This window comes from Flavobacterium tructae, assembly GCF_002217475.1.
Taxonomy (GTDB): domain Bacteria; phylum Bacteroidota; class Bacteroidia; order Flavobacteriales; family Flavobacteriaceae; genus Flavobacterium; species Flavobacterium tructae.
Genome location: NZ_MUHH01000035.1, coordinates 92,830 through 109,388 on the forward strand (window position 1 = coordinate 92,830; position 16,559 = coordinate 109,388).

Sequence of the window (16,559 nt, forward strand, 5' to 3'; positions counted from 1 at the left end):
ACTATAACAACTTTTATATCGTTTAGTAAATCAACTGTTTATAGGGTTTTTGTTGAGTTTTATAAACAGAAAAAACGTGAGTAAAAATGGTTGTTTAGTTTAAAAAGACCAAATCTTCAAGAGCTGTATTTCGTAAGAATTATGAATAAATAATGCTCAAAATAGAGGTTTCCAGCCCCGGAAACTGGCGGTAGAAGCCAATACAAAAAGTTAGAATTGAATCACAGCTAATTGCTTACTGTTCTTTTGTATTCAAATAAAAACAGTTCTTAAAACTCATTATCTGTTATGAAAATCACGAAGCACTCGGGACACAAAGTTCCTTTCGACAAAGAAAAACTGAAGCTTTCCCTTAAAAAATCAGGAGCTGCTCCCGATGTTATAACAGAATCTATGATTCAGATCGAAAAGCAGATGTATGATGGTATTACCACTAAAGAAATCTATAAGATGGCATTTGCAATTTTAAAGAAAACCGCAAATGGATATGCCGCTCGTTACAATATCAGACAGGCTTTACAGATGCTTGGTCCTGCGGGGTTTTATTTTGAGAAATTCATTGCAAGATTATATGCCGCAGAAGGGTTTAAAGCCAAAATAAATCTAACGCTTCAGGGTAAATGCGTCTCGCATGAAGTAGACGTTGCTATCATGAAAGACGATGCGATAACGATGATAGAATGCAAGTTTCACGGAAGCAAAGATGGGGCTTCAGATGTAAAAGTCCCCATGTATATTCTTTCTCGTTTTAATGATCTAAGAGAAAAACGACATATTATTTTTTCTAATAATGAAACTTTCACATCCTGTATCATAGTAACCAACAATCGTTTTACCAAAGACGCGCAGGATTTTGCCAACTGTAGCGGAATTTCTCTTTTAAGCTGGGATTATCCGCCAGATAAAAATCTTAAAAATAAAATTGATAGGGGAGCACTTTATCCTATTACCTGCCTGACAACACTATCAATGGTTGAAAAAGAAAAATTGCTTTTTCTCGATCAGATACTGGTAAAAGACCTTCTTGACGATCAGGAAGGATTAAAAAAAATTGGACTGAGTCCAAACCGAATCAAGAATATAGTACACGAAGCTTCACAAATCTGTAAACTTATCTAAGATGAAAGTAAAATTTATAGGAGGTGCAGGAACCGTTACAGGTTCAAAAACACTCATAGAAACACAAAACAGCAGGATATTAATTGATTGCGGACTTTTTCAGGGTATAAAAGCATTGAGAGAACTCAACTGGGATCCGTTACCTGTTTTACCTTCCACAATAGATTTTGTGCTTCTTACGCATGGTCATCTGGATCATTGCGGCTGGCTGCCCCGATTAGTAGCACAGGGTTTTAAAGGCAAAATATACTGTACCGCTCCAACCAAAGCGATAGCCAGACTAGTGCTTTTAGACAGTGCCAAAATTCAGGAAGAAGAAGCCGAAAGAGCCAACAAAGAAGAATACTCTAAACATGAACAGGCAGAACCGCTTTATACCGTAGAGCAGGCAGAAGCTGTTACTCCGTTTTTTAAAATAATAGCACCAAATACAGCAGTAGAGATTGCAGAGGGTATCACTGCCGTTTTTGAAAATGCGGGACATATTATCGGAGCGTGTAGTATTACAGTAAATGCCGAAGCTAAAACGTTAGTATTTTCGGGTGATATTGGACGTGATGATGATGTATTGATGTTTCCGCCAACCAAACCCTTAAAGGCCGATTATATTTTTCTGGAAAGTACCTATGGAAACAAACTGCATGCAGAGTTGGACGTAAAGAAAGAACTGGAAACACTTATAAATACAGCCATAGCAAAAAAAGAGACGGTAATCATACCCGGTTTTGCTGTAGAGCGGGTACAATCGGTGATGTTTTTATTGTGGAAGCTTAAAAAAGAAGGAAGAATTCCGGACGTTCCCTATATTCTCGATACTCCGATGGGGGCAAATGCGCTGCATGTATTCTTAGAAAACCTGCAATGGCATAAACTATCCGTCGAGGATTGCCACGAAATGTCTAGAATGTTCACTATAGTTTCAGAGTACGAAGAAACCATGCGGATTATAGAAAATCCTCAACCTAAAGTGGTCCTCGCCGCTAGTGGTATGGCAACAGGAGGGAGGGTATTGTCGTATTTTGAACATTATATAAGTCTCGAAAAAACTACAGTAATTTTTGTGGGGTATCAGGCAGAGGGTACCCGGGGACGAAAATTGCTTGAGGGCGCCAAAGAAATCAAAATATACGGAAACTATTATTCCGTAAGAGCAAAAATCTTTCAGATCGAAGGACTCTCCGCACACGGAGATCAAAAAGACCTGTTAAACTGGCTTTCTGCTCTCGAAAACACTCCGAAATGCGTTTTTCTTGTACACGGTGAAAACCTGCCTGCCGATGAATTGCGTGTTAAAATCCAGAAGCAGTACCACTTTAAATGTACCGTTCCGTTAATGGGGAATGAAATGGAGATTTAGGATAGGTTTGTAACTTCTTCAAAAAAAGCTAGGGCCTATTGGTAAATATTATTTTATTCAGATCTATAGTATCAGGCTGTTGTACATTCATTTCGTATGATACTTCTATTTCATGTTCAGACAGAAATTCTATAGTTTTAGCACATCCGTGAGCGCATGATTCGACCTTAATTGGGAAGTATAATCTTTTATTCTTATCATATCCAATGAGGTTATGACGAAAGTAGGGAACAATTTTAAAATCTGCATTTTCAATGGCTCCATCATCATTTCCTCTTCCGTTAAATTGAAATAAATCCTCCGAATAATAAGTACTTTTTACAACAGCTGGATAAGATGATTTTCCATCTTCAGTATAATTGTCTTCGTACCATTTTTGTTCAAAATTCTTATAAAAGTTAATATCCTTTTCTTCTTCAGACGGATTATAAATCCATTTACTCTTATTCGCGAAGCGATATAGCTCATTTTTGATCGCGGTGTTGTGATCTAATTCTGTATTTTCTAAAAATTTTCCATCAACCGCATTATCAGATCTTAGAGTAGGTTCGCCTTCATATTTTAAGGCATAATACTTAAGAGTATTTAAGTTTAACATTATAAAACTCAAATATAAGCTATGATCTCCATTACCTAAAGGAGACTCCATTAAGGCAAATAGAAAATAATCTGCATTTTTTACTTTTTTTCTTAAAAAGAGTTGTCTGTCTATATTAACATGATTATAATCACTTATTAATAAGGTGTCACTTTGAATTAATTGTTGTGGCTTATTTTTTTTATACTTTGAAACTAGCAGTATGTTTTTATCTCCAACTAGTAAAAAGTTGTCATCTTCGCTAACTTCACTCCCGGATATTTTTACTATCTCCGTATTCTCAGTAGTATTAAAGGAAAATAGAGTTGTGGTTTTCCCTTCTTTAATAGTATTGTCCTTAATATCAGATTGTAGATTCTTTAGGTTACTACTTTTATCAGAACTCTTATCCTCTTTCTTACAAGAATAAAAAATGACAAAAGACAAAAGAATTAAAGTCAGTTTGCTCTTAATGGTATTCAATTAATTTTAAGTTTTAGTTTACCGGAAAGATAAAATTTATTTTGTCATTTTAATTTACAGGTTCAAAATTCTTTTGCGATAGATTTCGGGTATTTAAAAATGGTTACTTTAAGTTTTTTCTAAAGTGTTTGGAATTCGCTAGTTTTACTTAAAAACAGATTGCGATTAGAAAATTAATAATTAACTGAAAGTAAGATAAGTATAAAATAAGTATTGAAAGAATTAAAAAATGAAAGAACAACTTACTGAAATCATAAGTCAGGTTTATCATAAAAGCAATAGAAATGGATTTACATTTTTAACAGGTGCAGGAATTTCCGCCGAAAGTGGAATACCAACTTATAGGGGAGCAGACGGGATATGGGTAAAAGGAACTCAATTTCATAAACCGGAAGAGTTTGGAACTTTTAAATACTTCAAGGAAAATCCTGAAGAGGTTTGGCAGTATTCACTGTTTAGAAAAAAGATGTTTGAAAACGCTCAGACCAATGAGAGTCACCATGAAATAGTAAAAATTGAAAACCTCCTGCAAGACAGATTCCATTTGATAACACAAAATATAGACAACCTGCACAGACGTGCCGGTACAGAAAGAATCTATGAAATACACGGAAAAACCAGAGAAATTAAATGTTCGAACGGCTGTAAGGAAATAGAAAAATTGCCTATAGAAGTCAAAGGAAAAGATATAGACGAGGATTTGACAAAAGAAGATATAGAATTGCTTAAATGCAAACAATGCGGCAGCTGGATGAGACCCAATATTTTGTGGTTTGATGAGTATTACGACGAAAAAACAAACAAAAAATTCAGTTCCTTAAAAATTGCCAAGAATTCGGGTATTCTCTTTATTGTTGGAACATCCGGAGCGACAAATCTGCCAATGGCTATTGCAGAAACGACCTTGAAATACGGAGGAATCATAGTTGATATTAATACCGAGGATAATTTATTCACGGAACGTATTAAAGAGAAGAAAAATAAAATAATCATTCGCGAAACTTCTACAGAGACCTTAAAAACAATTAGAGAGATAGTGCAGCATGTAATCGGGAAATAGATCATTTCATTCACATCCGTCACAGTGTGCAATGTAATTTATGAAATGCCTTTTAACACATTAATCATAGCTTACTACGAATAAACTTCAAGTTCTTTACTTTGAAGAAAACTGGGAAACTGTATAATAATCATATTCGCGGTATATTTAACATTACTTTAATATTATTGCTTTTAGGTGCTGTAGTTTTGTCTCCTAAAAACTTAAATATTGAACAATACAATGAGAAAAGTTATTTTTATTTTGATTATTCTTCTATCGGCCTATGGTCATGCTCAAGTTACAAGTTCGGCAATGTCTGGAACGATTAGATCAAACAAAGGAGAGCCCCTGCCTGGAGCTACTGTGGAAATAATTCACAAACCTACCGGAACTAAATACTATTCGACAACGGGGTTTGATGGCGGATATGCAGCACAGGGTTTGAGACCGGGAGGCCCATATACTTTAAAGGTAACTTACATAGGTTACAAAACAACTGAAATCACAGATATTAATGTTGGTTTAGGAAATAATCTAACCGTAAACGTTAAAATCGACGAAGAAGCAAACGCTTTACAGGAAGTCGTAGTGACAACAAAATCCAATGGAAATTTTAACAAAGGAAAAACAGGAGCGTCACAGCAATTTACAAACAGAGAAATTGTAGCAGTTCCCGTATTAGGAGCACGCTCTGTAAACTCTATCACTAAATACAATGCAAACGCCGGTGCTAATGGTACTTTTGGCGGTCAGGATTCAAGATTGAATAATTTTACTATTGACGGATCTGTATTTAATAATGGTTTTGGTCTTGGGAGTGAATCTCAGGCGGGAGGAAGAACAGGATCGACAGCTATTTCACTTGACGCTATAGAGCAGCTACAAGTTAATATTGCCCCTTACGATATTCGTCAGTCGGGATTTCTTGGGTCCGGAATTAACGCTGTAACCAGAAGTGGAACAAACGAAATCGAAGGATCGGTTTATAACTCCTTCAGAAGCAATAAATCCAGTTTTATTGGAACACATCCCGGAAAAGATGTGACCATCAAACCCGGAAAATTTGATGAAAAAATATGGGGAGCACGTATTGGAGCACCCATTATTAAAGACAAATTATTTTTCTTTGGAAACTTCGAAACCATCGAAAATACAAGTCCGGCAACAACATGGACTTCTACAGGATCACCACAAGGCGGAGCTCAGATATCAGAACCGACTTATCAGGAAATGCAGACTCTTTCTAATTATATGAGAGATAAGTTTGGTTATGAAACAGGTCCGTGGGAAAACTATGATGCTACCAAAACATCTAAAAAATTCTTAGCGAGAATAGACTGGAATATTAATGATAATCATAAGCTTACGGCACGTTATGTGCATCACGATTCATCGTCAGACGAGCTAACTTCAAATTCCAACTCATTAGGTTTTGGAAACAGAAGAACAAGTACCTTAGCAATGTCGTTCAAAAACAGTGGTTATACAATCTTAGACAATACCAGATCTTTTGTATTGGAATTGAATAGTAAATTAGGCAATTCATGGTACAACAATTTTATCGCTGGTTACGATAAACAAATTGAAGACAGAGGGCTTCAGGGAGGAGGATTGTTCCCTACAATTGATATCAAGAAGGGTACAGCAAATTATATATCTGTAGGTTTAGATCCATTTACGCAAGGAAACAAACTTAGCTATTCAACGCTGCATTTTACAGACAACTTAACCAAAACTATTGGTAAACATTCAATTGTTTTAGGAGCTAATTTTGAATACTTCAAATCAAGCAATTTATTCTTTTCCGGATCAAATGGTGTTTATATATTCAACTCTTTAGCAGATTTTTACGCAGCAGCAGATCAATCAGCAGCAAATGGAGGAGCACCTTCCACCGCAACGGCTACTTCACCTGCACGTTTTCAATACAGATACTCCGCTTTACCGGGTGCAGTTGAACCTTTACAGGTCCTGAAAACAAACAAACTGGATTTATATGCTCAGGACGAAATTAAACTAAGTGAGAGATTCAAATTGTCAGTAGGACTTAGAGCATCCAGAGTATGGTTTGCCGACACTGCGTTAGAGAATCCAACAGTAACGGCGATGACTTTTTCAAATGGAGAAAAATTCAATACAGGAGAAATGCCGGATGCACAATATTTGTTTGAACCAAGAGTAGGTTTCAATTTAGATTTTAATGGAGACGCTTCAACCATAGTAAGAGGAGGTTCAGGTGTATTTACCGGAAGAGCTCCTGCCGTATATTTGTCAAACCAAATTGGAAATAATGGTGTGCTTACTGGTTTTATCGATGCAAGTGGTGCTGCTTTAGCCACTGGAGGTTATGGTTTTACACCAAGACCTGCACAGTATTTCACCCCGTCAACTCCAACGCTTCCTTCCACTTTTGACTTAGCCTTTACAGATAAAAAGTTTAAATATCCGCAAGTATGGAAAACTACGATGGCTGTCGACCAAAAACTTCCATTTGGATTTGTAGGGACGATTGAAGGAGTAATCCAAAAAAATATCAATGCAATCAATTATTATAATGCAAATTTTGACGCACCAGTCGGAACTTTTACAGGAGCAGATAACCGTCCAAGATATTCAAGAAATGATAACGGAACGAGAATAAATGATAATGTTTCAAATGGGATTGTTTTAACCAATTCTGATAAAGGATATTTTTATTCTACTACCTTCAAACTAGAGTACCCATACCAAAAAGGACTTTGGGGATCTTTCGCCTACACACATTCTGAAGCTGCCGATTTAATTTCTCCGGGATCTATTGCTTCAGGATCATGGACAAGTGCCAGATCTGTAAACGGAAATAATGATTTAGATGTATCCTTATCCAATAATAACACACCACACCGTTTAGTTGGTGTTCTGGGATACAGAATTGAATACGGAAAAGGTTTGGGCGGTGCTACTTCCATCAATCTGGGGTATATCGGAGAAACAGCGAATCCATTTACTTATGCTTATAGTGGTGATATGAATGGAGACAGAGTAAACGGAAACGATCTGTTATACGTACCAAACAGTGCATCTCAACTTAGTTTTGCTCCTTTGGCAGTATCAAGTACTGTAAATGGCGTTACAACAACCAGAACTTATACAGAGGCAGAACAAAGAACGGCATTTGATGCCTACATTGATCAGGACAAATATCTTCGTACTAGAAGAGGTCAGTATGCAGAAAGAAATGCTGCTATCCTGCCAATGTTGCACCGATTAGATTTGTCTATTTCGCAAGACGTTTATATCAAAATCGCAGGTAAAAAGAACTCTTTCCAATTTAGAGCAGACATTCTGAATTTTACAAACATGATCAACAAAAACTGGGGAGTGACACAAAGAGCTACTAATCCTAATGTATTGGCTTACTCTTCTACAACCGCAGGAAATGTTCCGGTTTATACCCTGGCTACGCAAACAGATCCTGATGGAAACCGATATTTAATTAAAGATACATTCCAGAAAAATGCATCAGCATTTGATGTTTGGCAGGCTCAATTTTCAATTCGATATATTTTTGGAAAATAACCTGAGAATTTCTTTTAAATAAATTTTAAAAACGGCATTGAAACAAAATTCAATGCCGTTTTTCTTTTTAATTTTTGCATTAAAAATTAGAATTCGGGGTTGTCATTGGCATGCTTTCAGAAAGCTCTCAAACGTAGGTCGATCTCATAAAAGTTTTAGTGCAGAACATACTTTGTACGATTCCTTTTTTAACTTATCTTCGCTGTCAACTCATTTAAAAATCTAATTTGTGAAAAATAATCAGGAAGTCGTAGAAGAGAATCAGCTTAAACGTGGGCTGACCAACCGTCACATTCAATTAATTGCTTTAGGAGGATCAATAGGAACCGGTCTTTTTCTCGGTATTGGCCCAGCAGCTGTATTAGCAGGACCATCTGTTATTCTGGGTTATGCAGTTGCCGGTATCATTGCCTTTTTTATTATGAGACAATTGGGCGAAATGGTTGTCGAAGAGCCTGTTTCAGGAAGCTTTAGTCACTTTGCTTATAAATATTGTGGCTCTTTTGCGGGTTTTGCTTCAGGTTGGAATTATTGGATTTTATACATTCTGGTGAGTATGGCCGAACTTACAGCCATTGGAGTTTATGTACAGTTTTGGTGGCCCGAAATTCCGCTGTGGGCATCCAGTTTATTTTTCTTCCTGGTTATAAATGCTTTAAATTTCGCTTCGGTAAAAGTATACGGAGAAACCGAATTTTGGTTTTCAATCATAAAAGTAGTTGCCATTATCGCCATGATCCTTTTTGGTACTTACCTGCTGATAAGTGGTACAGGAGGGGAGCAAGCTACCATTCAGAATTTATATAACGATGGAGGTTTTTTTCCAAAAGGTTTCTTTGAAAAAACAGCATCGGGTAGTTTTCAGGGCTTATTATCTGCAATGGCACTGATTATGTTCTCTTTTGGAGGTTTAGAACTAATTGGAATTACCGCTGCCGAGGCAGAAAATCCGGAGAAAAACATTCCAAAAGCAACCAATCAGGTGATCTATAGAATCCTTATCTTTTATGTAGGAGCATTGGTTATTTTATTTGCTTTGTCTCCCTGGCGACAAATAACGACAGACAGTAGTCCGTTTGTAATGGTTTTTCAAAATTTAAACGGAATGGAGTTTGAGTTGTTTGGTACTAAAATATACTTTACCCGCCTGATCGCCAATGTGCTTAATTTAATTGTTTTAACCGCAGCTTTATCAGTATACAATAGTAGTGTATACAGTAACTCACGTATGTTATATGGTTTAGCAGATCAGGGTAATGCACCTAAGTTTTTAAAGAAGTTAAACAATAAATCAGTGCCTATTAATGCGATATTAATTTCTTCCTGTTTTGCAGCGATCTGTATTTTAATCAATAAAGTAATTCCAGAAGAAGCTTTTAGCATTTTAATGTCTTTAGTGGTGTCTTCTTTAATTATCAACTGGGGAATGATTTCGTATACACATCTAAGATTTCGACGTACAAAAGAGCAGGAAAGCACTAAAACGATGTTTCCATCGATATTTTATCCGGTAAGTAATTATATCTGTTTGGTATTTTTATTGGGAATTTTAACCATCATGTGGATGACCGATATGAAGTTATCCGTAGAATTAATTCCTATTTGGCTGGGTATTCTTTTTATATTTTACAAAGTTTATAAAACAAAAAAATAAGCAACTTTTACCGGATTAGTCCGCTATTATCCGTTGAGTATAATAATTTTTAAACACATAGAAACATAGACTCTGACTTCTCGAAAGACGTTTCACTTAGTTAAAAAGCATAGGGTTTGCTATGTTTATTTGTGCAATTGAAATGCCTTAGCGCGGTAACAAAACTATGTTTCTATGGGTTTAAATAGAGTATTTTGCAATAGATGAGCAACACATATTTGAACAACAACCAAATTGGAGTAGTCGCTACTTTCTCTGAACTGGTACAGACCCATTTCAAAGGAGAAAGGAATGCACTGTGCTGGTACAGAAATTTGGATGGCGATTTTAACGAAATTGTAGCTAAATTATCTTTAGAAGAAAATATCACAGTAGTTTATCCCGAAGATCTAATCGCACTCGAACTCAGCGAAAAGGGGAGTATAGCCAGAGAAGTTATCTTAAACGATTTACAATTATTAACTGATTTTGGAGCTTCGCCCTCACTTAATTTACTAAAGTGTTACGAACGTGATGACGAATTTGATTTCATCTCTACAGATGTGTATTCGTTTCATGTAGATCGTTCGCCCATTGCGACCGATACTTTTTTATGTACCTACCACGGAGCAGCAAGTGATATTGTCTCTAATTCGCAGGCAGAACAAAAAATTCTAATTCCGGAAATCCGTGCAAAGTTACAAGAGCTGCACGACGGACCTCCGGAAGAGTTCGAAAGTTTTCTAGAAGAAAATTATTTCGATTTGCATTATCAGTTACATCCCAATGTCGAACCTATCAATTTAGGCTTAGGGCATCTTTGGCGTCTGGCCGTAGACCATCCCAAACAAGAAGTACCGCCATGTATTCACAGAGCACCCATAGAAAACGATGGGGAGTACCGATTGTTGTTGATTTGTTAAAGGAAATAATTGTATTTGAATAACCATTTCTAGTTTCAAAATATATGTGCGTAAACGGAAAAGAAATTAAACTTTGTACCTGTGTTCCAAATGGAATGGATACCATTATTCACCACAAGAATTCCCGAAAAAATAGAAAAAAAAGGCGTGTCGATTTTACCTGGACGTTAGAAAAATGCATGGGCTACAGTAAAACGACAATGGATGGAATGGGGTACAGGCCGGAGGAAGTTTTAACAGAAGATTTGACAAACGAGAGAATGCTTATGGTACTTAATACTAATAACTGTTTCGATTTTGATTATCAACCTGGTGAAGGGGACAATCTTCAAGTTTTTGCTCCCGAAAACTCTATGAGAAGACATTTATCTTTTATTTTTAAAAATGGAGAATGGACAGCCGGCTCGCATATGCCTTTTATGTATGAGATGGAAAAAATAAATTTTGGAAAAGTAACTTTTAAAGATATTTAAAAAATTAAAGTGAAAGAATTTATAAATAGAATATTTAGAAAATCAACACCGGAAGTATTTATAAATGTCGAAATTGAATTAACCGAAAATTGGGTCAGATACAACAACGGAAATTCAATTGGAAAGAAAGGTTCTGAAGGAGGTAAGATTTTAAATGATCAGGAGAATATAAATGGTTCTAGAATAACAATTGAAGCCAACGCCGGAAGTATTCCATTTGCTATTACATTCGGAATTTATGGATTAATGGTCCACACAGAATTTTTTAGCGAAATAGAAATTGCCACTGAATATTTTAAAAGAAAAAAAAATGAGATCGACGGGATTCTAAAAATGTTTGAAATTTCGGAAGAAAACCAAGATATAGAATGGAAAAGTAAAATGGACGAGTACTTAGAAAAATTAATTTATGAGTAAAAGTGGTTGATAATTGCTAGTATTCGCGGCAAATTGAGTTTTCGAATCTACGAAGAGTTCAATTGGAAAGCTATGCAAATGTCTTTGACTTCGCTACTTAAATAATAACTATACAATATTACTTCTTACTTTATTTTAGTAAATGAATTCTTAATAGTAATGTAAGATAATTTTAAATATGCCATAACTTTGGCCTTAAGATTAAATCGTTTTTTTGACATAAAAATTTTTTTATGGAAAAGAACAAGGATTTAGGCAGAAGAAGGTTTCTTAGAAATTCTTTATTGGTTGCCGGAGGAGTTTTCATCGCCCCATTGATTGAAAGCTGCAGTAACGATGACAAACCAGACCATGATGGTGCTCCGAATGGAATGAAAAACGAAGGTTTTGAAACAGGAGTAGCCAGTTTTGACCCTACTGAAACCGGAGTGATTATTTGGACAAGATATTCAGCAGGCTCCGATGCCGAAATTAATTGGGAAATAAGTAAGAATGCCTCGTTTACTGAAATAACCAGAAAAGGGCAGGCAGCAGCATCTTCTACAAATGATTTTACAATAGCGGTAGATGTTCAGAATATTCCATCGAATACAAAATATTATTATAGATTTTATAATGCCAAAACCAAACAAGTTACAGTTACCGGAGAAACTCGCACATTACCCTCTAAAACAGACAGTGTAAATGACGTGAAAATGGCTGTTGTTTCCTGTTCTAATTTTCCGGCCGGACTTTTCAATGTGTACGGAGCGATTGCCTCTTCAGAGGCCGATGTAGTGGTGCATCTTGGAGATTATATTTACGAATACGCGCCGGGACAGTACGGAACAAATCCGTTTACTAACCCGCTGGGCAGAGAACATAAACCCGCCAGAGAGATTACAAGTCTTAGCGATTACAGAGAGCGATACAGACAATATAGAGGAGATAAAAACCTGCAGCTTCTGCATCAGAAAAAACCGTTTATATGCGTTTGGGACGACCATGAATTTGCCAACGATACCTATAAATCCGGTGCCGAAAACCATCAGCCTTCCGAAGGAGATTTTCAGGTGAGAAAAATGGCTGCTTTCCAGGCTTATAGTGAGTATATTCCGCTTAAGACAGGAAAAGATTTTAGAATTTACAGAAGCTTCAATTTCGGGACTATTCTTTCCCTTTACATGATGGATACCAGAGTCATTGCCAGAGATAAGCAGCTGAATTATGGTGATTATATCGATAATAGCGGAAATTTTGACCAGACAAAATTCAAAACCGATCTGTTAAGTACCAACAGAAAACTAATTGGAAGCGAACAGATGGCATGGCTGGGATCGCAGATCAATGCAGATAGCGCTAAATGGAAAGTTTTAGGCCAGCAAATCCTGATGACCAAAATGCTGATTCCTGCGGAGTTATTGATGCTTTTGAATCAAATTTTAGGAGAAGTCTCTAAATTAGGAAGCGCAACACCGGCGACTATGAAGGCGCTTACGGCAACAATCTCCCAACTTGTGGTGATTAAAATGAGACATAAACAAGGTGATCCTACCTTAACGGTTCAGGAAATTGCGAGAGTTACCACGACATTACCTTATAATCTGGATGCCTGGGACGGTTATTTTGCCGAAAGAGAACAATTATACGCGATGCTTTCCGGAAAAAATGTAGTGGTTTTGGCCGGAGATACTCACAATGCATGGATGGGTAAACTTACCGATATGCAGGGGAAACGAATAGGGACTGAAATAGCATGTAGTTCGGTTTCGTCACCGGGATTAGAATCGTATTTCGGAATTACTTCAGACCCCACGAAAGCGATCGAATTAGCACAAGCCTTTACCGTGCTGATCGATGATTTAGAATATGCCAATTTGTACAAACGAGGATACACCTATCTTAAATTTACAGCATCCGGTTCTGAAGCCGAATGGCGATTTGTAGACAGTGTAACCACTGAAACCACTAATACGGTTACAGAAAAGAAATATACTATAGCATAGGAATTCTATTCGACAGAGTTCCTCATGAAAAGCTGCGCAAATGTCTCTGACTTTGCGCATTTTTTTTTACTTATAAATTATTAAAGTTGAAAAAGCCGATAATGAATGTTTTTAGACCATAAATCGTTTGTTCGTTATAATAAATATTAAGTTTTTGGTTAAAAGTCAGAGACTTTTAGCGGCTTTGGTTCTTTCGTGAAGACTTGAGTAGGTAGCGCAAAGTCGGAGACATTTGTGTAGCTTTAGAAAAGAACGCTACGGAGAGCTGGGGAAGCATTTTACTTTGTCAAATTCAGTTCTATTTTATACTCTGAATAAATATCATCATATACAATTTCAAATCTTCCGAATAAAACATTTTTATCATCATTAAGATAAATTATCCTGTTGTTTTTAAAACTACTTTTGATACCCTTTTTGCTTAATTTATTAGAAACTGATTTCAAAAAATCTTTTACATTACTTTCACTAATATTTCGGTATACAGTACTTTTAAGGATAGTCTTTTTTATGTCTGGATGAGTTAATAATTCAAAAGGTCTATTTTTGATAAATATGCTATACTCTGTATATTCTGAATTTATGTTTTTAAAACCAATTCCATTTAAATAATCATTAATATCATTTGTCTTAAACTCACTTTGAATTTGATATAGGGCATTTAATAATTCTTCTATACTGTCAGAACATTTAGAACAATCATTGCTTCTTAGCAATTTTTTTTCAAAGTATTTAGAACTGTTTTTTTGATTTACAAGCTCTGTATAATACAAAGAACCAAATTGACCCGGAAAAATCATTTTGAATTTTGTATATTCTTTGAATGGTTCCGACAAATCAAATATAGAATCTGTTACAATTTTAGTTTCTTTTGGAGCTAATACGATAGAGGAATGAGTTGAACTCATTGAAGTATAATTCGGATATTCAACACTTGAGATTTTGTCAGGCTTTCCCGCCAGAAGGACTGAATAAAAAACTCTTAATGAATCTTTTGTATTAGCATTTGAAAAGCGCATTCCAAACTTTGCAAAACCACTTTCATCAGCTTTTTTTCCATCTAATAATTGAATTGTAATGTATTTGCTATAGTTAGAAAGTATATGTGTTATTTTACGCGATAATTTTTCTGAATAATCATTGTAGAAATAGTCTTTCTCATATAAAAAATTATAATTAGCATAATCTATTGCATCTTCATAATACTGTATTAACTCAATTAATTTTTCTTTATCAGAATTACTTAATTTATTCTTTGGATTTTTTAAGTATGTTGAGAGGTCTCGAATAATAGCAGCTTTCATTCCATATTCAATAGCACTCATTCTTTGATAGGAATTTGGATAGCTGTCTGATAGGTTTTGATTTTCTCCTAATTGAAATAATAATTTAAAAGAACTAATCTCATCATCTCTTATTTTTTTTGTAAAATCGATCTCTTTATTTGTAAGCTTCGGTTCATTTTCAAGACCATTTTTCTCAATTTGTATAATGAGTTCTAATAAGTATTTTACATATCCTAACTTCAAATAATCAAATGCATAATAGCCAGCAACTAAATCTGCTTTAACTTCATCTTTCTGTAATTGCTCAATATGTACTCGCTTACGATATTCTTTCTTCCAGCTATCATTAATTACTAAAAATTCTTTTGCATGTGTCTTTTCATGAGCAATAACTATTCTCAACAACAAGCCTAAATCTACATTTTCAAAGGTTTTAATTTTTTCTTGTATATCTTTTTTATTGATTATAACACCATAATCCAGATCATAACAGGTGGGACTATTATCACTAATCCATATATCAGTCTTAAAAAGAGTTGAATCTAGTTCGTTATTTACATCAATAACAATTTTCTCAAAAGTATCGTTTGGATTGGGTTTTCTTAATTTCTCTTTCTCAATACTTGTTTGTCCTAACAAAGACGTGTAGGAAAAGGTTAGTATTAAAAAAGATAGAATTTTAAGTATCATTCTTTTATTTTTTTACATTTTAACGATTGTAAACCAGTGATTAATGTAATACTTGCTAATGAAATTGCTATGCAATACCAAATGCTAATAGACCTTACATTCTCTTTAATTTCTATTTCGGGCCAAATTTTAGTTAGGTCCGAAAAATTAGTAACATTGGCGCAGTTTTTAATGACTTCAATCTCGGCTATGTCAGGATTGTCTTTTTGAATGGCATCGGTACATGTTATAATATCCGATGAAAATTTGTTTCCTTTGATATATCTTACTGATGATAAATCGCCTGAAGGAAATAAAATTGTTTTCTTGTCAATTAAATTGCTATAATAAAAAAAACAAAAAATAAATAAGAGTCCAGAAATAATAAAAGAATAGAACCAATTGTTTGCAAAATTGCTTGTTCTGTAAGTATAACCTAAGTATATAAAAGCAATTGAAATAAATATCAGAATAAAATTATAAATATTGCCACCAGGAAACAGTTCATCTGTATTCTGAAAATTGAAAATATTCGGTTTTATTATAAATAGTCCAATTGTTTGCAATAATACTGTCGCTAGCTGAATAATATTTTCTAACGAAATTTTAAATTTATCAATCATTTATTAAATATTTTTCGTCTAAAACAAATGGTAATTGGTAAACATCATTTTCAGATTTTCCTAGACCGATACTAAACTCTCGTCGATATTTCTTCTTGTCATAAAATACTTCCACAACATTCTGACCATAGCTTCCATTTAAAGAAAGAGTTTCAGTTTTCGAACAGGGGAAAGAAATAAAATTATCCTCTCTTATTTTCCTACCTTGAAATCCAATTTTTTTATATTTAATATTTGCGCATTTTAAAGTATCAATTTTATTATTTTCAATTTTTAATACAATAAATTTAACTTTTCTCCAAATAGCACAAGACAAACATTTTTCTAAACCGTTTATGTAATTAAGAGAATCAATTCTATTCGAGTATAGATTTACATCTATTACATTCCCTTTTAAATAAACAGATATTAATT

At 34.8% G+C, this 16,559-nt stretch carries 13 protein-coding genes; 9 read left to right on the forward strand and 4 right to left on the reverse strand.

The window, feature by feature from the left end; genetic code table 11:
• Nucleotides 1-288 precede the first annotated feature (288 nt).
• Together B0A80_RS16180 and B0A80_RS16185 are read left to right on the forward strand one after the other, a co-directional pair.
• Nucleotides 289-1,119, forward strand: coding sequence for a restriction endonuclease (locus tag B0A80_RS16180; protein WP_017497195.1), 831 nt, complete (start codon nt 289-291; stop codon nt 1,117-1,119).
• A gap of 1 nt (nt 1,120) precedes the next feature.
• Nucleotides 1,121-2,476 carry an MBL fold metallo-hydrolase gene (locus B0A80_RS16185; protein ID WP_089077945.1) on the forward strand — a complete coding sequence of 452 codons (1,356 nt, stop codon included), beginning with the start codon at nt 1,121-1,123 and terminating at the stop codon, nt 2,474-2,476.
• 28 nt (nt 2,477-2,504) lie between these two features.
• Here B0A80_RS16185 and B0A80_RS16190 read toward each other — a convergent pair whose 3' ends face one another.
• Entirely contained in the window at nt 2,505-3,536 is a 1,032-nt protein-coding gene (locus B0A80_RS16190) for a hypothetical protein (protein ID WP_089077946.1), read from the reverse strand.
• Nucleotides 3,537-3,765: 229 nt separating this feature from the next.
• Between B0A80_RS16190 and B0A80_RS16195 the strand changes: the two genes are divergently transcribed.
• From B0A80_RS16195 to B0A80_RS16225, 7 genes are all read left to right on the forward strand, one after another.
• Nucleotides 3,766-4,596: an SIR2 family NAD-dependent protein deacylase gene (locus B0A80_RS16195; protein WP_089077947.1), complete on the forward strand. Its 831-nt coding sequence runs from the start codon at nt 3,766-3,768 to the stop codon at nt 4,594-4,596.
• A 222-nt stretch (nt 4,597-4,818) separates the two neighbouring features.
• Nucleotides 4,819-8,136: a TonB-dependent receptor gene (locus B0A80_RS16200; RefSeq protein ID WP_089077948.1), complete on the forward strand. Its 3,318-nt coding sequence runs from the start codon at nt 4,819-4,821 to the stop codon at nt 8,134-8,136.
• Nucleotides 8,137-8,365: 229 nt separating this feature from the next.
• The gene (locus B0A80_RS16205; RefSeq protein WP_089077949.1) at nt 8,366-9,790 is read left to right on the forward strand and encodes an amino acid permease; all 1,425 of its coding nucleotides are present in this window, start codon (nt 8,366-8,368) and stop codon (nt 9,788-9,790) included.
• A 203-nt stretch (nt 9,791-9,993) separates the two neighbouring features.
• Nucleotides 9,994-10,692: a DUF1826 domain-containing protein gene (locus B0A80_RS16210; RefSeq protein ID WP_089077950.1), complete on the forward strand. Its 699-nt coding sequence runs from the start codon at nt 9,994-9,996 to the stop codon at nt 10,690-10,692.
• Between the two features lie 44 nt (nt 10,693-10,736).
• Nucleotides 10,737-11,165, forward strand: coding sequence for a hypothetical protein (locus B0A80_RS16215; protein ID WP_070908132.1), 429 nt, complete (start codon nt 10,737-10,739; stop codon nt 11,163-11,165).
• A gap of 9 nt (nt 11,166-11,174) precedes the next feature.
• Nucleotides 11,175-11,582 (forward strand): hypothetical protein, encoded by a 408-nt coding sequence (locus tag B0A80_RS16220; RefSeq protein WP_089077951.1) that lies wholly within the window; start codon nt 11,175-11,177, stop codon nt 11,580-11,582.
• A 233-nt stretch (nt 11,583-11,815) separates the two neighbouring features.
• On the forward strand, nt 11,816-13,567 hold the full coding sequence (locus B0A80_RS16225; protein ID WP_089077952.1) for an alkaline phosphatase D family protein: 1,752 nt from the start codon (nt 11,816-11,818) through the stop codon (nt 13,565-13,567).
• Nucleotides 13,568-13,845: 278 nt separating this feature from the next.
• Here B0A80_RS16225 and B0A80_RS16230 read toward each other — a convergent pair whose 3' ends face one another.
• The 3 genes from B0A80_RS16230 to B0A80_RS20810 form a co-directional block, all read right to left on the reverse strand.
• Nucleotides 13,846-15,543, reverse strand: coding sequence for a hypothetical protein (locus B0A80_RS16230; RefSeq protein ID WP_089077953.1), 1,698 nt, complete (start codon nt 15,541-15,543; stop codon nt 13,846-13,848).
• Nucleotides 15,540-16,145, reverse strand: coding sequence for a hypothetical protein (locus B0A80_RS16235; protein WP_089077954.1), 606 nt, complete (start codon nt 16,143-16,145; stop codon nt 15,540-15,542). The genes B0A80_RS16230 and B0A80_RS16235 overlap by 4 nt, the downstream gene beginning before the upstream one ends.
• Nucleotides 16,138-16,559 (reverse strand): hypothetical protein (locus B0A80_RS20810; RefSeq protein WP_165769270.1); only part of this gene is annotated, 422 nt, incomplete at its 5' end. The genes B0A80_RS20810 and B0A80_RS16235, both read right to left, overlap by 8 nt.